Source organism: Kribbella italica (assembly GCF_014205135.1).
Lineage (GTDB): Bacteria > Actinomycetota > Actinomycetes > Propionibacteriales > Kribbellaceae > Kribbella > Kribbella italica.
The window spans coordinates 3,955,519-3,975,922 of sequence record NZ_JACHMY010000001.1 but is presented as its reverse complement, the minus strand read 5'-3'; the positions used below and the strand labels follow the sequence as shown (position 1 = coordinate 3,975,922).

Genomic DNA, 20,404 nt, shown 5'->3' with positions numbered 1-20,404 from the left:
ACCCCGTGACCGAAACGTTTCCACGCAGTCCCGACGCCAAGCCGCCGACGATGATCGACGTGGCTCGCCGCGCCGGTGTCGGGCTCGGGACGGTCTCCCGGGTGGTCAACGGCGGCGCCGGGGTCCGCGCGGAGACCGCGGAGCGGGTCCGGGCCGCGATCGACGAGCTCGGCTTCCAGCGCAACGAGGTCGCCCGCGCGCTCCGGCCGGGCAAGAAGTCGTCGAGCCTCGCGCTGGTGCTCGGCGACCTGACCAACCCGTTCTTCGCCACCATCGCGAAGGCGTCGCTCGAGGTTGCCGGGCAGTCCGGCTTCGCCGTCGTCCTGGGCAGTGTGGACGAGGACCCGGAGGGGGAGAAGCGCGCGATCCAGGAGCTGATCGGCCGCCAGGTCGCCGGGCTGATGATCGTTCCGGACCAGAGCGACCACTCGTTCCTGATGTCGGCCGGCGTTCCCGTGGTCTTCGTCGACCGGCCCGCACACGGGATCGACGCCGACATCGTGATGGTCGACAACGAGGCCGGCGGCAAGGTGGCGACCGACCACCTGCTCGGGCAGGGGCATCGCCGGGTCGCGATCCTGCTGGCGCCGTCGTACTACACGACCGGGCGGCGGTTGCGCGGCTACCGCCGGGCCCACCGCGAGGCCGGCGTACCGGTGGACGAGTCACTGGTGGTGCAACTTCCCGAGGGCACCGCCGAGGCGGCCGAGAAAGCGACGTCGGAGCTGATGGATCAAGCCGATCCGCCGACGGCGTTGTTCGCGTCCACGAACTTCGTCACCGAAGGCGTCCTGCGCGGCCTGGGGGACAACACCCGGCCGGCGGTCGTGGGCTTCGACGACTTCCGGATGGCCGACATGCTCCCGACGCCGGTCACGGTCGTCGCCTCCGACATCGCCGACCTCGGGCGTACTGCGGCCCGGTTGCTGCTGGCGCGGGCCGCCGGCACCGACACGCGGCCGCCGCAGCGGATCGTGCTGCCCGCCGTGCTCATCCAGCGTGGGTCCGGCGAGCGCCCGCCGGTCTGACCGGACGTGCACCACTGTCCAACCTCCCCCAAACGCCGCGACACGCCGTCGGGCGCGGCGTGTCGAAGGGGTTGGACTGTGGTGCACGTCCGCGAGGCGCCCGGTCGGAGGGGCGGGGACGACCGGGCGCCTGTCGGAAGTCGGACCGGGCGGCAGCCTGGTCGACCTGTCGCGGTGCGGATCAGAAGTTCGGCCAGGCCCAGCCGAGGTAGCTGTTGAAGTACGGCAGCTTGGCCAGGCCGATCTTGTTGCCGACGCTGGTGGCCCAGAAGTAGCCGTCCCCGCGGGCGACACCGACGTGCCCGTACGGCGCGGCGAGGTCCCAGAAGACCAAGGCCCCCTTCGGCGGGTTCAGGTCACCCCGGTGCGCGGCGCCGCGGGCGACGGCGTCGTTCCAGTTGGCCTTGGCCGAGGCGTAGATCGCGGTCTTGCCGTACGAGTTCTCCGCGGCCTTCTCGCAGTAGCCCTGGAACGCCGTCGAGCCGTTGCGGGCGGCGTACCAGGCGATCGCCTTGTCGGCGCGCGGGTTGCTTGTGCACAGCGGCGCGACCAGACCGCCGCTGCCGGTGTTCACGTAGGAGTCGGAGATGAAGCCCTTGCCGGGGATGTGGTCCCAGATCAGGCTGCGGCCGAACTTGCCGGTCACCGGCTCGCCGTAGATCTGGCAGTCGATCTCGACCGGGCCGTTGGGTTGCGTGCCGACCGCGCCGAAGCTGGTGGCGTTGCCGGACCGGATGGTGACGCCGGTCCCGCTGTCGGTGACGACGGTGCCGGTCGCGGCGTGGGCAGGGATCGTGGTGGCGACGACGGCCGAGCCGCCGATCAGGGCGGTGGCGGTGACTCGGGCGATGGTACGGAAGAGGGCGGTCCGCATGAGCTGCATCCTTTTCGCTCGGAGTGCCTTGGCGAATCGGCACTGCTTGCAGAGAATCAGAGGGTCACCGTGTTGTCGCAGTGGGCAACGAAAACAACTAACCATCTACGGGTAAACTCCGTGGACTAGTAACGGTGAGACTGGGGAGTGCACCGTGAGGCCAGCTCAGGCACGGACCGTGATCGGCAGCCGGATGCGCGAGCTGCGGGAAGCAGCCGGCGTACCGCTGACGCGCGCGGCCAGCCAGTCCGGCTGGGACAAGGGACACCTGTCGCGGGTCGAGCGCGGCCACACCAAACCGAGCCGCGAACTGATCGAGTGGTACGACGAGCAGTTCGGCGCTGACAGCTCCCTGGTGAACCAGTTGGTCGAGCTCGACGCCGCCGTCCGGGCCGGCAAGGACGTCTCCCAGCGTGACCAGCGCCGCCACGTCCAGCCCGTCATCCTGGGCGGATCCGTCCCCGTCGACCACCATCCCGAGGACCGCGCGGAGCTCGTCGGCGAGAGCGTGCCGGACGGGACCCAGGTGGTCCGGGACCAGAAGTTCGAGAAGACCTGGGAGATCCGCAACAGCGGCGAACGCCCGTGGCAGGACCGCTGGCTGACCCGGCAGGGCGCCGCGGCGACGCCCGGCTGGATGCGTTCACCGCGGTCGGCGCGCATCCCGGACGCCGTACCGGGGCAGATCGTGGCGGTCGCGATGATGCTCCAGGCCCCGTCGCAGGCCGGCGCCTCCACGGCGTACTTCAAGATCACCGACGAGGCCGGCCGGCTCTACTACCCGGGCCTGGAGTCCCCTCCGATCTACTGCACGATCCATACCGTCTACGAGCTGTAGGCGCGGGTTTGCCCTTGAGCGTGGCTCCACACCTGGTCACTGCCTGGTCGGGCGGTTTAGGTTGCCGTATTCCTGTCCGCCTGGAACAACGGGAGCCCGAGCGTGTTCACACCCCGGAAGATCGCGGTGGCACTGGCCACGGCGCTGGTCCTTCCGCTGCTGACGGCCACCACGGCCACAGCCGCGCCGAAGCCGACCGACCCGCCGACGCCGTCCATCCCGCAGAAGTACCTCGACCAGCCGATCACCTGGTCGGTCTGCTCGTTCGACGCCCAGATCAAGGCGCTCTACCCGCAGGCCCCGACGACCAACTGCGCCAAGGTCAAGGTGCCGATGGACTGGGCGAACCCGACCGCGCACCCCGACGTCGAGGTCGCCATCTCCTACAGCAAGGCGACCGGTACGTCGAAGGGCCTGATGGCCTCCAACCCCGGCGGTCCCGGCGGCGCCGGCCTCACGCTGAGCGCCGCGCTGGCCACCGACAAGCCGCAGCTGTTCAGCGACTTCGACCTGGTCGGCTTCGACCCGCGCGGGTTCGGCCAGAGCACGCCGCTGCAGTGCATCACCACCGCCGAGGCGCTGAACGCCCTGCCGGTGACGCCGGACTACAAGGAGCGCACCAAGCTCACCCACAAGGTCGAGAAGGCCGAGGCGAAGCTGCAGGCCGACGCCTGCGCGGCGACCGAGTTCGGCCAGTTCGTCAGCAGCCAGCAGACCGTGTACGACATGGAGTTCATCCGCGCGCTGCTCAAGGCCCGGCAGCTGAACTTCATCGGCTACAGCTACGGCACCTGGCTCGGCGGCTGGTACGCCGACACCTACCCGAACAAGGTCGGCCGGTTCGTGCTCGACTCGAACATGGACTGGACCCACACCCAGTGGGACAACGTGAACTTCGACCCGTTCTCCGGCCAGCGCCGCCGCGACACCCAGCTGATCCCGTGGATCGCCCGGCACGCCGACCAGATCACCGGCCTCGGCAAGACCCCGGCGCAGGTGCTGGCGAAGTACAACGGCATCCGCGCGTCGCTGGTCACGCTGGTCAAGGCCGACGAGAGCTCGGTCCGCGGTGACGGCCTGGACGGCAACATCTACAGCGCGATCTACGGCAACGTCCGGTTCATCCGGGCGACGATGGACATCCTGGTCCACGACGAGTTCGTGAAGGACCCGGACGCCGGCGAGGTCACCGTGCAGCACGTCGACCGCGCGTGGGCCCGGCTCGCGCCGGAGCTGCAGGCCTTCGACACGCTCGCCGCGATCAGGGCCCGGTACGGCGTGAGCGCCGCGGCGCTGACGACGGCCGGCCTGGAGGCCGCGCAGGCCGACTCGGCCAAGTCGGTGCTCGCCGACGCCCGGGAGACCGCCGCGCGCGCGACGTCCGGCGACCAGCCGGTCAACCTCGGGGCGATCGGGACCACCGTGCGCTGCAACGACACGGCCTGGAACAAGGACCCGAACTTCTACACCAAGGAAGCCGACCGGATGGCCAAGAAGTACAGCTTCTTCGGCTACATGAACGGCGTCCCGATGTGCGCGTACTGGAACTACGCCCCGCAGGACCGCAAGCTGGACCTGAAGGGCTCGCCGCGGATGCTGATCGTCCAGGGCGAGCTCGACCCGGCGACGTCGTACGAGGGTTCGCTGCGTACGCACAACGACACCAAGCAGGTCACCCGCTTCGTCGCGATCGACGACGAGGGTCAGCACGGCCAGTACATCGGCTCGGCCTCGGCCTGTGCCGAGGCGATCGGTGACCGGTTCGTCTTCAGCGGCGAGCTGCCCGGCAAGGACCAGGTCTGCGGCACCAGCCCGCTGCCGGCCGAGCTGTCGGTCTACCCGGTCAAGGGCCCGGTCGACGGCAAGCTGGTTCCGCTGCCGAAGTCGAAGGCCGGCTCGCTCAAGGTGAGCCCGCTGCTGCAGCAGACGCTCGACAGGGTGGCGAACAACACGCTGCGTTAGTCACCTGAACCAGCGAAGGGCCCCGGCGACCTGGGCAGGTTCTAACGATCCCCGCAACACCCTGGATTTTCAGGGAGTTGTGGGGATCGTGGTTTCTGGGGAGTTGAGGGCGAGGTTCTTCGAGGTGCTGGATCGTGAGGGCGGCAGTATTTCGGGTGCTGCTCGGGTGGTTGGGGTGAGTCGTGCGACGGCGTACGGGTGGGCTCGGCGGGCTGGTGTGCGTGGTCGTGGGAAGACGGGCACGGCCGGGCATCCGGGGCGGTCGGAGTACGACCGGTTGCGTGCGGGCGGGGTGCGGCGCCGCGATGCGGCACGGCAGGTCGGGGTGCATGAGCGTACTGCGCAGGACTGGGACCGGGGGGTCCGCAAGATCGGTGACGCGCGCCTGCACACTGATGGTCGCCGGATCGACTACAAGACCGGTGTGACCACCATTGCTGTTGCGGCAGGGCCGTGTCTTGCGGCCGTCGAGGCCGAGCTGCATGCTCGGTTCCTCACGGTGACCGAGCGGGAGTTGATCGCTGATCTGCGTCGCCGGGGCGATTCGCTGCGGGCGATCGGGCGGGCGCTGGGCCGGTCGGCGTCCACGGTCAAACGCGAGATCGACGCCCGTTCGGTCGAGGGCGTCTACCGGCCGCACCGGGCGCAGCGGGCCTGGGCAGCCAGTCGTGCACGGCCCAAGGAATCGATGCTGGCCCAGGAGGGCCGGCTGCGCGGCTACGTCGCGGGCAAGCTGCGGGAGCAGTGGTCACCTGAGCAGATCTGTCAGGCTCTGGTCATGGAGTTCCCCGACGACGAGGGCATGCGGGTGAGCCCGGAGACGATCTACCAGGCGATCTATGTCCAGGCCCGTGGTGGGCTGCGCCGCGAGGTCACGGTCGCGCTGCGCACCGGGCGCACCCGCCGCAAACCCCGCCGCAGGCCCGAGCAGCGCACGCCCCGGTTCGTCGACGAGATGGTGATGATCTCCGAACGCCCTGCAGACGTCGAGGACCGGGCGGTTCCTGGCCACTGGGAAGGCGATCTGATCGTCGGCACCCGCAACGAGTCCGCGATCGTGACCCTGGTCGAACGCTCGACCCGCTACGTCATGCTCGGGCACCTGCCCGGCGGGCACACCGCCGAAGAGGTCCGCGACGTGCTGGTGGTCTTGATCCAGACCCTGCCCGCACATTTACGTGGCTCGCTGACCTGGGACCAGGGTTGCGAGATGGCCGCCCACAAGCAGTTCACCGTGGCAACCGGCGTTCCGGTCTACTTCTGCGACCCGCACTCGCCCTGGCAAAGGGGATCGAACGAAAACACCAACGGCCTGCTACGCCAGTACTTCCCCAAGGGCACCGACCTGTCCGCCCACAGTCCCGAAGACCTCGAACACGTCGCCCAGAAACTCAACGGCCGACCACGCAAAACGCTCGACTGGAAAACCCCAGCCGAGCGCCTGCGTGATCTACTGACAACCACATAAAACCATCAGGTGTTGCGAGGACCCCGAGAATCTGCCCTGGTCGCCGGGGCCCTTCGCCGTCCTCAGTTCTTGCCGAACTCCGCATCGAGCTCCGCATCGAGCGTGGCCTTGTACTTGACCCAGCGCGCGCTCAGCTCGTCCATCTCGGACTCGATGAAGTCCACGAAGCCGAGCGTGCCGCGGATCCGGCGGTCGGCCTCGCTGTGCCGGCCGACCGAGGCCTGGAGCTGCTCGAGACTCTCCCGCCAGCGACTCAGGTAGCGGTCCTGGCGCATCATCGACTCGTACCAGAAGTCGTCCTGCACGACGTACACGTCGCGCCGGCTGCCCGGCTCGCGCTCGCGGCTGGCCAGCCGCATCTGCACCAGGAACCGGACCGCGCCGGACACCGCGGCCGGGCTCGCCTGCAGCTGCTCGGACAGCTGGGCCGACGTCATCCGTCCCTGCTCGCTGATCAGGATCGTGGCGAAGACCCGGGCCGACATCCGTGGCCACCCGGTTTCGGCCAGCAGGTTCCCGAACTGCTCGGCGAATCGCTGGGAGGTCTCGTCGTCGCGTGCGTTCATCGCCCCATCATCTCCTCTCGACCACCGAAATCCCTGACGCGTGAGAGACGCGTTAGAAAGATTCACAAATTACTGAACGAAGTGTAGCTTGTGAATCATGACATCAGCCATCATCGTCTCCGGACTGCACAAGTCGTACGGCGCGACGCACGCCCTCGACGGTCTCGACCTCGACGTCGCGACCGGTGAGGTGCACGGATTCCTGGGCCCGAACGGCGCCGGGAAGTCCACCACCATCCGCGTTCTGCTCGGTCTGCTCCGCGGTGACTCCGGCGATGTCTCGCTGCTCGGCGGCGACCCGTGGCACGACGCCGCGGCCCTGCACCGCCGGCTCGCCTACGTGCCGGGTGACGTGAACCTGTGGCCGAACCTGACCGGCGGCGAGGTGATCGACCTGCTCGGCCGGCTGCGTGGGGGACTGGACCCCAAGAAGCGCGACGACCTGCTGCGCCGCTTCGACCTGGACCCGACCAAGAAGGGCCGGACGTACTCCAAGGGCAACCGGCAGAAGGTCGCGCTGGTCGCGGCGCTCGCCTCCGACGTCGAGCTGCTGATTCTGGACGAGCCGACCTCCGGTCTGGACCCGCTGATGGAGGAGGTGTTCCGCCAGTGCATCGAGGAGGAGCGCCACCGGGACCGGACCGTCCTGCTGTCCAGCCACATCCTGTCCGAGGTCGAGGCGCTCTGCGACCGGATCAGCATCATCCGCAAGGGCAAGGTGGTCGAGACCGGCACGCTGTCCGACCTGCGGCACCTGACCCGGACGTCGATCCAGGCCGAGCTGGCCGCGTCGCCGAACGGGATCGCCGCGCTGCCCGGTGTCCACAACCTCGATGTCGAGGGCAACCGGGTGCGCTGCGAGGTCGACACCGCGCAGCTCGACGGCCTGATGAAGCAGCTCGCCGCGAGCGGGATCAAGAGCCTGGTCGCGCAGCCGCCGACGCTGGAGGAGCTGTTCCTGCGGCACTACGAGGACGACTCCGCCACGCCTGAGATGGCTGATGCCTGATGAGAGACTTCGTCGGTACGTCGACCCTGGTGCGACTGGCCCTGCGCCGCGACCGGGTGCTGATCCCCTTGTGGGTGGTCGTTTTCATGGCCACCGCCGCCGGTTCGGCCAAGGCGTCGATCGACGTCTTCCCGGACGTGCAGTCCCGGGTCGAGGCAGCGAACACGACCAACGCGTCGCCCGCGCTGCTCTCGCTCTACGGCCGCATCTTCGACCCGACCTCGCTCGGCGAGGTGTCGCTGTTCAAGCTGACCAACTTCGGCGCTCTCCTGGTCGGGCTGCTGGCCGCGATCCTCGTCAACCGCCACACCCGCGGTGAGGAGGAGACCGGCCGGCTCGAACTGCTCAGCGCCGGCGTCCTCGGCCGGTACGCCGCGCTGACCGCGTCCCTGATCGTTGCCTCCGGCACCGTCATCCTGCTCGGCCTCTTCAGCGCGCTGGGCCTGATCGGCGCGGGCCTGCCGGCCACCGGATCCTTCGCCTTCGGCCTGACCTGGGCGGCCGCCGGCCTGGCCTTCGCGGGCGTCAGTGCGCTCGTCGTACAACTCACCGAGAACGCCCGTACGGCGACCGGCATGACCGCGGTCGTCCTCGGCGTCGCCTACGTCCTGCGCGCGATCGGCGACTCGTCGGCCAGCGGCAGCTCCGAGTGGGTCTCCTGGCTGTCCCCGATCGGCTGGACCCAGCAGATCCGCCCGTTCGCGGGTGACCGGTTCGTCGTCGCGCTGCTGCCGATCGCGCTGCTCGCCGTACTGGTGGTGGCTGCTTTCGCCCTGCTCCGCCGCCGGGACATCGGCGCCGGCCTCGTGCGCCCGCGGCCCGGCCCACCGGTCGCAGCTCGGTCTCTCCGGTCACCTCTGGCCCTGGCGTGGCGTCTGCAACGAGGCGCGCTCTACGGCTGGTCCGCCGCGTTCCTCCTGCTCGGCCTGATCGTCGGCAACATCGCCAGCAACGTCGACGGCTTCGTCACCAGCGACAGCGCCAAGGAACTCGTCCAGAAGCTCGGCGGCGTCGAAGGCATCACCGACGCGTTCCTCGCCACCGAAACCGGACTCCTCGGCCTCCTGGCCAGCGCCTTCGGCATCCAGGCCGCCCTGCGCCTCCGCTCGGAGGAGACTGCCCTCCGCGCCGAACCCCTGCTGGCCACCGGCGTCACCAGAACCCGCTGGCTCTCCAGCCACGTCCTCATCGCCCTCCTGGGCACCACGCTCCTGGCACTCCTCGGCGGCCTCGGCAGCGGCATCTCCAGCGGCGCCTCCCTGGGCAACATGGGCCACCAGATCCCCCGCCTCCTGGCCGCCGCCGCAGTCCAGCTCCCCGCCACCTGGCTGGTCACCGCCCTCGTCATCCTCCTCTTCGGAGCCCTACCCCGAGCGGTCACCGCGGCCTGGTTCCTCTACGGCCTCTTCCTCCTCGTCGGCGAGTTCGGCTCGGTCTTCAACCTCCCCGAGTCCGTCATGAACCTCAGCCCCTACGCCCACACCCCCCGCCTCCCCGGCGGCGACTTCTCCGCCACCCCACTGATCTGGCTCCTCGCCATCACCGCAGCCCTCACCGCCGCCGGCTACACCACCTTCCGCCGCCGAGACATCGGCTAGCCCCCGGTAGTGCTCCGGGCGGTCCTCGTTCGGGCCGCCCGGCTGGTCTTCCGGATCGGCTGTCTACGATCAGGGGGTGTCGGGACCGTTGAGTGACCAGTCGTCCGCGTTCGTCGAGTTCTGGACCGAGCGGCACTTGTGTGTGTTGAGCACGGTGCGGAAGGACGGGTCGGTGCACTCCACCCCGGTGGGAGTGACGGTGGACTTCGAGGCCGGGGTGGCTCGGGTGATCTGTAGCGGGACGTCGCACAAGGCTCGGGTGGTTCGGGCGGCGGGGGCCGAGGGGGCGGCGGTCGCGGTGGCTCAGGTGGACGGGCGGAAGTGGTCGTCGCTGGAGGGGCGCGCGGTGGTGCGCGACGACCCGGCCGAGGTGGCGGACGCGGAGCGTCGGTACGCCGAGCGGTACAAGCAGCCGCGGGTGAATCCTCAGCGGGTCGTGCTGGAGATCGCCGTCACGAAGGTGCTCGGTAATGCCTGAGGTGACCGTGGTCGGGGTCGGCGCGGACGGCTGGGACGGGCTGTCCTCGAAAGCACGCGAGGCGATCAGCAGCGCTGAAGTGGTGATGGGCAGTGTGCGGCAGCTGGAGTTGGTCCCTGGGGACGAGAAGGTCGCCTGGCCCTCGCCGTTGTCGGAGTCGTTGCCGGGGTTGCTGGCGACGTACAAGGACCAGAAGATCTGCGTCCTTGCCAGCGGCGACCCCACCTTCCACGGCATCGGTACGACGCTCACCCGCCTCCTCGGCCCCGAAGCAGTCCACGTGATCCCGCATCCGTCGAGCGTGTCGCTGGCCTGTGCGCGGTTGGGCTGGCCGCAGGACCAGGTCCAGGTGGTCAGCCTGGTCGGGCACCCGCTCGAGCTGGTCCACCCGCACGTCCAGCCGGGCCGGCGGTTGGTGGTGCTGAGCTGGGGCGCGCACACTCCGGCAGAGGTCGCCCAGCTGCTGACAGACCGCGGCTACGGCGACAGCGAGATCACCGTGCTGGAGCAGCTGGGTTCAGCACAGGAGACGGTCCGCACGACAAAGGCACGCGACTGGGACCACCCGGTCGACGCCCTCAACGTCATCGGCATCGACTGCCGGCCCGACGCCGACGCGCGCCTCCTGCCGACCAGCCCGGGCCTGCCCGACGACGCGTACGAGAGCGACGGCCAGCTGACCAAGCGGGAAGTCCGAGCGGTCACCCTGTCCCGGCTGGCTCCCGTACCGGGCCAGCTGCTCTGGGACGTCGGCGGCGGCGCGGGCAGCATCGCGATCGAGTGGACCCGCCATCACCCGAGCTGCCGCGCGGTGGCGATCGAGCGCGATCCCGACCGCGCCAAGCGCCTCGACCGCAACGCCGCCGGCCTCGGCGTGGTCGTCCGCACCGTCGTCGGCGCGGCACCTGACGCACTCGCCGAGCTGGAGAGCCCAGACGCGATCTTCATCGGCGGCGGTGGCACCAAGCCCGGCGTGATCGAGACCTGCTGGGAAGCGCTCAACCCCGGCGGCCGCCTGGTGATGAACGGTGTCACCCTCGAGACCGAGACCCTGATCGCCCGCTGGTACGCCGACCTGGGCGGCGACCTCGTCCGCCTGTCGGTGCAGCGGGCCTCACCGGTCGGCGGTATGACCGGCTGGCGTGCCGCGATGCCCGTGACGATCTGGAGCGTGACCAAGTGACCGTCCACTTCATCGGCGCCGGGCCGGGCGCGGCCGACCTGATCACCGTGCGCGGCCGCGACCTGATCGCGAGCTCACCGATCTGCCTGTACGCCGGTGCGCTGGTCCCGGTCGAACTGCTCGACCACTGCCCGGACGGCGCCCGCAAGGTCGACACGGCCAACCTCGACCTGGACCAGATCCTCGCCGAGCTGTCCGCCGCGCACGAGCAGGGCCGCGACGTCGCGCGACTGCACTCCGGCGACCCGTCGGTCTTCTCGGCGATGGCCGAGCAGATGCGCCGGCTCGACGCCGTCGGTATCCCGTACGACGTGACGCCCGGCGTACCGGCGTACGCGGCCGCCGCCGCGACGCTCCGCCGCGAGCTCACCGTCCCCGAGGTCGGCCAGACCGTGATCCTGACCCGGGTCGGCGGCCGGGCGACCGCGATGCCGCCGGGTGAGAGCCTGGCCACGCTCGGCGCGAGCCGCGCCACGATGGTGCTGCACCTGGCCGTCCAGCAGATCGAGCGGCTGGTCGAGGAACTCGTCCCGAACTACGGCGAGGACTGCCCTGTCGCGGTCGTCGCCCGCGCGAGCCGGCCCGACGAGCTGATCCTGCGCGGCACGCTCGCCGACATCGCCGAGCAGGTGCAGGAGGCCGGCGTACGGCGTACTGCCGTCGTCATCGTCGGCGAGACGCTTGCCGCGGACAACTTTCGCGACAGCCACCTGTACTCGACGACGCGCGACCGCTAGTTGATCCAGACCACGATGCCGGTGAACCCGTGCAGCACGCTGGCCACGCCGGCGCGGATCGCGGCGCCGGCGCGCTCCGGTGTGAACGTCGCCGGGTCGTAGTCCGACGACATCCCCAGACCCTCGCCGCGGAACGCCGCACCGGTCCAGTCGGCGGCCGTCACGTTGTGTGTCGGCTCGGCCAACTCGGCGCCGACCACCAGGAACTGCTGGTCGAGATGGTTCGCCGTGACCAGCGCCAGCGGGTCGATCAAGCTGTTGCCTGCGGCTACGACCAGGTCGGGCTTCAGTGCCAGCGCGTCGGTGATCCGGTCGATGTGGTTCGTGGCGTCGTCGGCGCGGACGGTCTTCAGGCTGACCTTCTCGGCCGCGGCCCAGGACGTCACCGCGTCGTTCAGCGTCTTCGTCTGCGGGTCGTCACCGGCCGTGAGCAGCACGACGCGGTAGCCCTCCGACGGGTGCACGCCGTCCCACGAACCGGGCCTCGGCGAGATCGTTGCCTCCGGCGTCGGAGTCGCGCGCGGATCGACAAATCCGTTGCCCAAGGCACCGATCGGACTGGGTGCGACCCGCGGTGCGGCCCAGTCGTCGTTCGTCCCGCAGGAGGTCAGAACGACCGCCAGCACGATCGCCGCGGCAAGTCGCGAACGCAATGTTCCTCCCCGAAAAGACTGCAGGCCAAAGGACTTTCTACCTCACGACCCAGCTCGATCGGGGTTCGGCCGTGAGCTGTTCGCCATCAGTTCATTTTTCAAGTGCACGGTGCGAACGACTAGAGAGAAGGCATCATGTTTTTCCGTAGCTCTGTGCGTGCCGGGTTCGGCACGCTCCTCCTCGCCGTCCTGGGCCTGGCGCTCGGCGCCCCACTCGCGTCGGCGCACGGTTTCAGTTCGGTCGTGTACGTCGACGTCACGGCGCCCGAGCGCGGGCACGTCCGCGCCGAGCTCGGCCTCGAGTACGACCTGCTGGTGGTCTCCACCGCGGATGCCGACGCCGAGCAGGACGACGCCCTGTTTCGCGCGGGAACCGCCGCGTTCGACGCCCAGGATCCGGTCGCCGAAGCGGCGGCGCTGACGGCGCACACGCAGTCGGTGAACGCCTACGTCGGCAAGCGGTTCACCGTCGCGGCCGATGGCCAGGCCTGTACGCCGACGCAGGACGGTGGCTACACGATGACCGAGCGCGACGGTGCGCCGTACGTGCTGCTCGTCCTGGACTACGAGTGTCCCGAGCCCGCCGACGAGCACGAGATCCGCAGTGAGTTGTTCCCGGACGGCGAGACCTACGTCAAGGACACCAAGACGATCCTCACCTACGACCTCGATCTGAAGTCGGGCAGTGCCGCGCTCGACAAGGAGCACCGGTCGTTCTCGACCCACCAGTCGACGGCCGAGCGGTTCTGGGAGTTCTTCCGGCTCGGCGCCGAGCACCTGCTGACTGGCATCGATCACATCCTGTTCCTGCTCGCACTCATCGCCGGGTCCCGCCGGCTGCGCGAGGTCGTGCTCGCGGCGACGTCGTTCACGCTCGCGCACTCGGTCACGTTCGTGCTCGCCGCGCTCGGCATCGTGCAGGTGCCGGCGTCGTTCGTCGAGCCGGTGATCGCGCTGTCGATCGCGGTGGTCGCGGGCTGGCACCTTTGGCGCCTCAGGCAACGAGGTCTGCACGCGGGCGAGCTGGAGACGATCCGCAACCGCCACCTCAGCCTGGACCGCGCGGGCTGGATCCGGCTCGGGGTCGTGTTCTGCTTCGGGCTCGTGCACGGCCTCGGGTTCGCCAGCGCGCTGGGCATCGACGCGGCGTGGTCCTGGCAGCTGCTCTGGTCGCTGCTGGTGTTCAACATCGGCCTCGAGACCGTCCAGCTGACGATCATCGCGCTGGTCTTCCCGGTCCTCGCGCTGCTGCGCCGCCGTACGCCGGTCACCGCACTCTGGGTGACCGGTGTGCTCTCGGCCGGAGTCGCCGTGACCGGTCTGGTCTGGTTCGTCCAGCGGGTCGCATTTTGATTGACCCCGAATATTTCGGCCGGGGGGAAACAGTTGTTCACCACCGATCCACCCACCGCGAGGAAGTTGGCGAAGCAACTACTTCTCGGACCTGAAACGGACGGAACATCGATGAAGTTCAAGCAGTGGAAGCAGGTCCGCCCCCGCGGAGCTGCTGGACGTCGCCTGGCCTTGGCCGCGGTGGCGATGGTGGGGGTGTCCACAGTGTTCGCCGGCGGTCTGCCGACCGCGACGGCCGCCAAGAAGCCCGTCGACGGCGAGCCCGTCGTCGTCTCTCGCGTCGTGCTCGGCGTCGGCGCCAAGGAGAACCAGCGCGTCCTGAGCTGGTACGCCTCGACCAACGCGGGCACGCTCGTACAGGTCGTCCCGGCCAACCAGCTGAAGAAGGGCGAGTTCCCGAAGAACCCGACCTCCTTCCCGGCGACCGTGTCGCCGAACTCCGTCAACGGCGGCTACAACGCGCACTCGACGATCGACGGTCTCAAGCAGCGGCAGAAGTACGCCTACCGGATCGGCAACGCCGGTCACTGGTCGCCGACGTACACCTTCCAGACCCAGGACTTCAAGGGCGACTTCAGCTTCCTGTTCTTCGGCGACCCGCAGATCGGTTCGTCCGGTGACGTCGCCAAGGACGGTGCCGGCTGGGCCGACACCCTGAAGGTCGCGACCGCCGCCAACCCGAAGGCCGAGCTGCTGGTCTCCGGTGGCGACCAGGTCGAGTCCGCGAACGTCGAGACGCAGTGGGACGCCTTCCTCGGGTCCGACGTACTGCGCAAGTACCCGTGGGCCGCGACCATCGGCAACCACGACGTCGGCGGCAAGGCGTACGAGCAGCACTTCTGGACGCCGAACACCGACCGCTCGACGCCGTACTACAACGGCGACGCCGCGACCCGATCCGGCGGTGACTACTGGTACCTGTACAAGGGTGTCCTGTTCATCGACCTGAACAGCAACGCCTACTCCAACGGTTCCGACGCCGCGCACATCGGCTACGTGACCGGTGTGGTGAACAAGTACGGCGCCAAGGCCAAGTACACCGTGCTGGTCTACCACCACTCGATCTACTCGCCGGCCGCGCACGCCAACGACGGTGACAACCAGATCCGTCGGCAGGACTTCCCGACCGCCTTCTCCAACCTGGGCGTCGACCTGGTCCTGCAGGGCCACGACCACAGCTACTCGCGCAGCTACCAGATCAAGAACGGCAAGAAGGCGAACAAGAAGGAGCAGCCGGGAGCGACCCAGGTCACCCAGGGGCCGGGCGGCGTCGTCTACGTGACGGCCAACTCCGCGTCGGGCTCGAAGTACTACGACCTGACCGCGCCGGACGTCACGCAGGACCCGAACTACGGTCCCGACCCACTGAACCCGAAGAACCACTGGGCCAACTCGGTCGAGAACCAGGAGCACGTCCGGACCTACGTCCGGGTGCAGGTCAAGAACAACAAGCTGGTCGTCGAGAACCTGCGCAGCGGCACCTGCGCCGCGCCGAACGCCGCCGTCGAGCAGGGCAACGTCGACTGGTGCGGCCCGAACAGCGGCGCGTCGCCGGCCCAGCCGGTCGGCTCGGTCGTCGACAAGGTGGCCATCACCACCTACAAGGGTGGCAAGGGCAACCACAAGGTTGCCGCCGACACCAACTGGCTCCGCTGAGCCTTTGACGGCACGGGGTGGGGCGGGCGGGGGCTCGCTCCACCTTCCTACTTTCCGAGGACTTCATCCCATGCGATCGATCCGTCTCCTGGCCGCCGTCGCGGTGGCCTTCGGCCTGTACGCCGTACCGGCCTTCGCCGCTGATGCTCCGTGGAGCGTGCAGCCGGCCGACAACGCCTTCGGTCCGGACCGGCAGAACTACACGTACACGGTCGCGCCGGGGGAGAAGGTGGACGACGGGCTGTCGGTCGTCAACCGGGGAACTGCCGCGCTCGAGCTGGCGGTCTATGCGGCGGACGGGTTCACCGCGGAGTCGGGTCAGCTGGACCTGCGTCGACAGGGCTTCGCGTCGACCGGCGTCGGAGCCTGGGCGCATCCGGCGGTTGATCGGGTGACGATTCAGCCGGGTAAGGCTGCTTCGGTGCCGTTCACCGTGACCGTGCCTTCGGATGCGTCGCCTGGTGATCACATCGGTGGGATCGTCACGTCGGTCAAGTCGTCGTCCGGTGAGCAGCGGATGGGGGTCCGGATCCAGCTGCGGGTCGGTGGTGAGCTGAAGCCGCAGCTGTCGGTGAGCGACGTACAGGTTCATCCGCCGCTGGTCGGTGGAGAGGCGACGGTCACGTACACCGTGCACAACACCGGCAACGCGACCGTGTCCGCGCGGCAGAAGGCTTCGCTGGCCGGGCCGTTCGGTCAGCTGCGCGCGTCGTCGGGCGACGTCGCCGACTCGCCGGCACTGCTGCCGGGCGACCAGTGGAAGGCGACAGTTGCGGTCAAGGGGGTCGCAGCTGTCGTACCGCTGAGCGCCGATGTCACGGTCACGCCGCTGCTGATCGATGCCGCCGGTTCGACCTCGCTGCTGGCGCCGGTCGACGCCGGTGCGCACGCTCGGCTCCTGCCGCTGGTGGTTGTCGTGGTGCTGGTGCTTTTGCTTGTTGCTGCGCTGATCGTCCGCCGCCGGAAGGCTGCTGCGAGATAGTTGGCCTGTGAAGGTCCTCCTCCTCGGCGGCACCGGCGAAGCCCGCCGCCTCGCCGACCTCCTGATCGCGCAGGGCGTAGATGTCGTGTCGTCCCTGGCCGGCCGTACGACGAACGCTGTGCTGCCGGTGGGCGCTGTTCGCCACGGGGGCTTCGGGGGAGTGGAAGGCCTGATCGCGTGGCTTCGCGCCGAGCAGATCGACGCGCTGATCGACGCAACACACCCGTTCGCGGCAACGATGACCGAACACGCAGCCGAAGCAGCACAGCGCACTGGGATTCCGCTGCTCGTGCTCCGACGCCCGGGTTGGACCGACCCAGCCGGGCACGCCGGGCCTGGTGCCTCCACCCCTGGCGGTCCCGGCTCTGGTGACTCCAGGCATGACGCCTCCGTCTCTGGCACTCCCAGCCCTGGCGCCCGCGGGGTGTGGCACTGGGTCGACTCGGCTGCGGCGGCCGCCCACCTTCTCCCACAAGTCGGAACGCGCGTCTTCCTCACCATCGGCCGACAGGGTCTCGCCGCCTTCTCCCGCACCGGACTGTGGACCCTCGCCCGCTGCGTCGACCCACCCGCCGTCCTGCCCGACTGGTGCACGCTCCTCCTCGCCCGCGGCCCGTTCGCGCTGGAGTCCGAGCTCGATCTCCTCCGCGAGCACCAGATCGACGTACTGGTCACCAAGGACAGCGGCGGCGACCAGACCTCGGCCAAACTCGCCGCGGCCCGCCAACTCGGCGTACCGGTGATCGTCATCCGTCGGCCGCCGCTGCCGCCCGGCGTACAAGCCGTCGAGTCCGTCGACCAGGTCGTCGAGTGGCTGCGGGCCCGTCGGTAGAATCCGAACCCTTATGGGTATCCAGATCGCACCGAGCATCCTGTCCGCGGACTTCGCCAAGCTGGCCGACGAGGCCGCGGCGGTCTCGAACGCCGACTGGCTGCACGTCGACGTGATGGACAACCACTTCGTCCCGAACCTCACCCTCGGCCTGCCGATCGTCGAGTCCCTGGCCAAGGCCGCTGCTCAGCCCCTCGACTGCCACCTGATGATCGAGGACCCGGACCGCTGGGCTCCCGGGTACGTCGAGGCCGGCGCGAGCAGCGTCACCTTCCACGCCGAGGCCTGTCGCGCCCCCATCCGCACCGCCCGCGAGATCCGCGCCAAGGGCGCCCGCGCCTCGATGGCCCTCAAGCCCGCGACCCCCATCGAGCCGTACGAGGACCTCCTCCCCGAGCTCGACATGATCCTCATCATGACCGTCGAACCCGGCTTCGGCGGCCAGAAGTTCCTCGACGTCTGCCTCCCCAAGATCCGCCGCACCCGCGCCCTCCTGGACAAACACGGCCTCGACCTCTGGATCCAGATCGACGGCGGCGTCTCCGCCGAAACCATCGAACGCTGCGCCGAAGCCGGCGCCGACGTCTTCGTAGCCGGCTCCGCCGTCTACACCGCCGACAACCCCAACCAAATGGTAGAAACCCTCCGCACCTTGGCCCAATCCGCCAGCTGACCCCGCGCCCTAGGCCCACCGACCAGGTCCACGAGGCCCCACCTCCACGCACCGGGCCGGTGCGGATCGGGCCCTACCCCCAGCTCTTTCCGGCCGAAGCGGCCTCAGCCACCTGGAGCCTGCCCGGCCGCATGCGCGCCAACGGTCAGGGCACCGGTCGGCGAGGGGCGGGCTCCACGCACCGGGTGGGTGAGGCGCCAGCTTGACGCGCCGGGTCCGCGAGGCTCGGGCCCTGACCCCAGCTCTTTCCGGCCGAAGCGGCCTCAGCCACGTGGAACCTGCCCGGCCGCATGCGCGCCGACGGTCAGGTCACCGGTCGACGAAATGCAGGCCCCACGCGCCGGGGCGGTGAGCCCGCGGGCTCCGCGCACCGGGTCGGCGACGCGCCAGCTTGACGCGTCGGGTCCGCGAGGCACGGCTCCACGCGCCGGTCGGCGAGGCGCTGGCTCCACGCGTCGGTCCACAGAGTGTCGACTCCGCCCGCCGGGTGCGCGAGGCTCGGGCCCGGACCCCCAGCTCTTTCCGGCCGGAGCGGCCTCAGCCACGTGCAACCTGGTCGGCCGCATGCGTGCCGGCGGTCAGGGGCGTCGGTCGTCGGCGGACCTCCATCACTCACTAACCGAGCGGATGCCTGCTGATCCGGGCGGTGCTGAGCGTGGCGTCACGCCCGTGGGACTGCTTGGTGAGTGGTGCAGGTCCGGGCGGCTGAGGCGGACCGGTTGACGGACGGGCGGGACCAGGTCTGCGAGGATCAGACCCAGGCCGACGGCGAGGAGATTGTGGTGAGTGAGCACAAGCCGGTGGAAAGCTGGCTGACCGACATGGACGGTGTGCTGGTGCACGAGGAGCGGGCGATTCCGGGGGCTTCGGAGTTCATCGGGACACTGCAGTCGTCGGGGCGCAAGTTCCTGGTGCTGACGAACAACTCGATCTACACCCCGCGGGATCTCCGCGCCCGCTTGCTGGCGGGTGGGATCAACGTCCCGGAGCAGGCGATCTGGACCAGCGCGCTGGCGACCGCGCAGTTCCTCGACGACCAGCGGGCCGGTGGTACGGCGTACGTGATCGGCGAGGCCGGGCTTACCACCGCGCTGCACGAGGTCGGGTACGTGCTGACCGACCGCGACCCCGACTACGTCGTCCTGGGGGAGACCCGGACGTACTCCTTCGAGGCGATCACCAAGGCGATCCGCCTGATCGCCGACGGCGCCCGCTTCCTCGCGACCAACCCGGACCCGACCGGCCCGTCCGCGGAAGGGCCGTTGCCCGCGACCGGTTCGGTCGCCGCGTTGATCACCCGCGCGACCGGCATCGCGCCGTACTTCGTCGGCAAGCCGAATCCGCTGATGATGCGCTCGGCCCTCAACCGTATCGAGGCGCACTCCGAGACCTCGGTGATGATCGGCGACCGGATGGACACCGACATCATCAGCGGTCTCGAAGCCGGCCTGCGCAGCATCCTCGTGCTGACCGGGTCGACCGGCGAGCACGAGGTCGACCGCTTCCCGTACCGGCCGACCCGCATCGTCGAGTCGATCGCCGACGTCGTGCCGCTGATCACCGCACTGGCTTAGCGCAGGCCGCGGTCCGGAAGCCGAAGCCGCTGGCCTGCAGCAGTTTCAGGACTCCGGGCAGTGCGGCGATCGTCTGCGCGCGGTTTCCGCCGCCGTCGTGGAAGAGGATCACCGAGCCGTCGCGGGCGTTCGTGGCCACGCGGTTCTGGATGGCTGCGACGCCCGGCCGGGTCCAGTCGCGGGAGTCGACGTCCCAGAAGACGAGGCGCTTGCCGAGCCCGGCCGCCCTCCGGTCTAGGAGCGCGCCGCGCGTGCCGTACGGCGGCCGCAGGCAGCCCGGCTGTTTGCCGCCGGCGGCACGGACTTGTGCGTCCGTGTCCCTCACCTGACGCTGGAACGCGCTCCACGACAGCTTGGTCAGGTCGGCGTGCGACCAGGTGTGGTTCTGCACGCTGTGCCCGCGCTGCGTCAGTGCACGGATGAGTTCCGGGTGGCGTCTCGCCTCGGTGCCGATCACGAAGAACGTCGCCTTGACGCCGTACCGATCGAGGATGGCCAGGATCTGCGGGGTGTACCGCGGGTCCGGTCCGTCGTCGAAGGTGAGGACGACGGACTTCGCGGGGGCGGGAGCTGGGGCCGCGGCCGGTGCCGCCGCGCCCCCGGCACTCGGTTCGTAGGACTCGCCGATGGCGGCCGTGCCGAGGCCCACGACCAGCGCGAAGACCAGGAGCGCGATCAGTACGGCGGCCGACGGCTTGGGACGGGCACCTCCGCCTGGACCCGGCTCCTCCGGTTGGAACGCCCCCTCCGGTGGGAGGGAGGCGGCCGGCGACTCCTCCGGTGGCTCGGAGGAGATCAGCGCGGACAACGCGGCGGACAGTCGGCGGCGGTCGGGCGGATGACGCAGGACCATGTGTCCCCCAGGGCGATTGGCGGCCTCACTGTGCCCACGATCGGCCCGATCCGCGGAAACGGCGGCCCCCACGCCGCTTCCGCGTCA

The 20,404-nt window shown here is 69.7% G+C and carries 19 protein-coding genes; 15 read left to right on the top strand and 4 right to left on the bottom strand.

Annotated features, from left to right (window positions below; translation table 11 throughout):
* The first annotated feature begins 5 nt into the window (after positions 1-5).
* Positions 6-1,028 carry a LacI family DNA-binding transcriptional regulator gene (locus tag HDA39_RS18375; RefSeq protein WP_337925789.1) on the top strand — a complete coding sequence of 341 codons (1,023 nt, stop codon included), beginning with the start codon at positions 6-8 and terminating at the stop codon, positions 1,026-1,028.
* A gap of 181 nt (positions 1,029-1,209) precedes the next feature.
* On the opposite strand, the gene HDA39_RS18370 is transcribed toward HDA39_RS18375, so the two are convergent.
* On the bottom strand, positions 1,210-1,902 hold the full coding sequence (locus HDA39_RS18370) for an SH3 domain-containing protein (protein WP_184796603.1): 693 nt from the start codon (positions 1,900-1,902) through the stop codon (positions 1,210-1,212).
* Positions 1,903-2,056: 154 nt separating this feature from the next.
* Between HDA39_RS18370 and HDA39_RS18365 the strand changes: the two genes are divergently transcribed.
* The 3 genes from HDA39_RS18365 to HDA39_RS18355 all read left to right on the top strand — a co-directional run bounded on the left by HDA39_RS18365 (position 2,057) and on the right by HDA39_RS18355 (position 6,170).
* Positions 2,057-2,740 (top strand): NBR1-Ig-like domain-containing protein, encoded by a 684-nt coding sequence (locus HDA39_RS18365; RefSeq protein WP_184796601.1) that lies wholly within the window; start codon positions 2,057-2,059, stop codon positions 2,738-2,740.
* 102 nt (positions 2,741-2,842) lie between these two features.
* Positions 2,843-4,702 carry an alpha/beta fold hydrolase gene (locus HDA39_RS18360; protein ID WP_184796599.1) on the top strand — a complete coding sequence of 620 codons (1,860 nt, stop codon included), beginning with the start codon at positions 2,843-2,845 and terminating at the stop codon, positions 4,700-4,702.
* Between the two features lie 292 nt (positions 4,703-4,994).
* The gene (locus HDA39_RS18355; protein ID WP_184805761.1) at positions 4,995-6,170 is read left to right on the top strand and encodes an IS30 family transposase; all 1,176 of its coding nucleotides are present in this window, start codon (positions 4,995-4,997) and stop codon (positions 6,168-6,170) included.
* Positions 6,171-6,232: 62 nt separating this feature from the next.
* Here the strand turns inward: HDA39_RS18355 and HDA39_RS18350 are convergent, their stop codons facing one another.
* The gene (locus HDA39_RS18350) at positions 6,233-6,736 is read right to left on the bottom strand and encodes a GbsR/MarR family transcriptional regulator (RefSeq protein WP_184796597.1); all 504 of its coding nucleotides are present in this window, start codon (positions 6,734-6,736) and stop codon (positions 6,233-6,235) included.
* Between the two features lie 97 nt (positions 6,737-6,833).
* Between HDA39_RS18350 and HDA39_RS18345 the strand changes: the two genes are divergently transcribed.
* The 5 genes from HDA39_RS18345 to cobM all read left to right on the top strand — a co-directional run bounded on the left by HDA39_RS18345 (position 6,834) and on the right by cobM (position 11,741).
* A complete protein-coding gene (locus tag HDA39_RS18345) occupies positions 6,834-7,745 on the top strand; it encodes an ABC transporter ATP-binding protein (protein ID WP_184796595.1) in 912 nt (303 codons plus the stop codon).
* Positions 7,745-9,343: an ABC transporter permease gene (locus tag HDA39_RS18340; protein ID WP_184796593.1), complete on the top strand. Its 1,599-nt coding sequence runs from the start codon at positions 7,745-7,747 to the stop codon at positions 9,341-9,343. Before HDA39_RS18345 ends, HDA39_RS18340 begins: the two co-directional genes overlap by 1 nt.
* A 76-nt stretch (positions 9,344-9,419) precedes the next feature.
* The gene (locus HDA39_RS18335; protein ID WP_184796591.1) at positions 9,420-9,821 is read left to right on the top strand and encodes a TIGR03618 family F420-dependent PPOX class oxidoreductase; all 402 of its coding nucleotides are present in this window, start codon (positions 9,420-9,422) and stop codon (positions 9,819-9,821) included.
* Positions 9,814-11,004, top strand: a complete 1,191-nt coding sequence (gene cbiE, locus HDA39_RS18330) for a precorrin-6y C5,15-methyltransferase (decarboxylating) subunit CbiE (RefSeq protein ID WP_184796589.1) — start codon at positions 9,814-9,816, stop codon at positions 11,002-11,004. The genes HDA39_RS18335 and cbiE overlap by 8 nt, the downstream gene beginning before the upstream one ends.
* On the top strand, positions 11,001-11,741 hold the full coding sequence (gene cobM / locus HDA39_RS18325) for a precorrin-4 C(11)-methyltransferase (protein WP_184796587.1): 741 nt from the start codon (positions 11,001-11,003) through the stop codon (positions 11,739-11,741). Before cbiE ends, cobM begins: the two co-directional genes overlap by 4 nt.
* On the opposite strand, the gene HDA39_RS18320 is transcribed toward cobM, so the two are convergent.
* Positions 11,738-12,394 (bottom strand): type 1 periplasmic-binding domain-containing protein, encoded by a 657-nt coding sequence (locus HDA39_RS18320; RefSeq protein ID WP_184796585.1) that lies wholly within the window; start codon positions 12,392-12,394, stop codon positions 11,738-11,740. The genes cobM and HDA39_RS18320 overlap by 4 nt on opposite strands.
* Positions 12,395-12,529: 135 nt before the next feature.
* Between HDA39_RS18320 and HDA39_RS18315 the strand changes: the two genes are divergently transcribed.
* The 6 genes from HDA39_RS18315 (at position 12,530) to HDA39_RS18290 (ending at position 19,464) form a co-directional block, all read left to right on the top strand.
* The gene (locus HDA39_RS18315; RefSeq protein WP_184796583.1) at positions 12,530-13,747 is read left to right on the top strand and encodes a HupE/UreJ family protein; all 1,218 of its coding nucleotides are present in this window, start codon (positions 12,530-12,532) and stop codon (positions 13,745-13,747) included.
* 111 nt (positions 13,748-13,858) lie between these two features.
* Positions 13,859-15,403, top strand: a complete 1,545-nt coding sequence (locus HDA39_RS18310) for a purple acid phosphatase family protein (protein WP_184796581.1) — start codon at positions 13,859-13,861, stop codon at positions 15,401-15,403.
* Between the two features lie 70 nt (positions 15,404-15,473).
* A complete protein-coding gene (locus tag HDA39_RS18305) occupies positions 15,474-16,385 on the top strand; it encodes a COG1361 family protein (protein WP_184796579.1) in 912 nt (303 codons plus the stop codon).
* Between the two features lie 7 nt (positions 16,386-16,392).
* Positions 16,393-17,217: a precorrin-6A/cobalt-precorrin-6A reductase gene (locus HDA39_RS18300; RefSeq protein ID WP_184796576.1), complete on the top strand. Its 825-nt coding sequence runs from the start codon at positions 16,393-16,395 to the stop codon at positions 17,215-17,217.
* Between the two features lie 13 nt (positions 17,218-17,230).
* A complete protein-coding gene (rpe, locus tag HDA39_RS18295; protein ID WP_184796574.1) occupies positions 17,231-17,890 on the top strand; it encodes a ribulose-phosphate 3-epimerase in 660 nt (219 codons plus the stop codon).
* 821 nt (positions 17,891-18,711) lie between these two features.
* Positions 18,712-19,464 (top strand): HAD-IIA family hydrolase, encoded by a 753-nt coding sequence (locus tag HDA39_RS18290; RefSeq protein ID WP_184806232.1) that lies wholly within the window; start codon positions 18,712-18,714, stop codon positions 19,462-19,464.
* Here the strand turns inward: HDA39_RS18290 and HDA39_RS18285 are convergent.
* Positions 19,448-20,317, bottom strand: a complete 870-nt coding sequence (locus HDA39_RS18285; RefSeq protein WP_184796573.1) for a polysaccharide deacetylase family protein — start codon at positions 20,315-20,317, stop codon at positions 19,448-19,450. The two genes, HDA39_RS18290 and HDA39_RS18285, sit on opposite strands and share 17 nt — an antisense overlap.
* Positions 20,318-20,404: the final 87 nt, after the last annotated feature.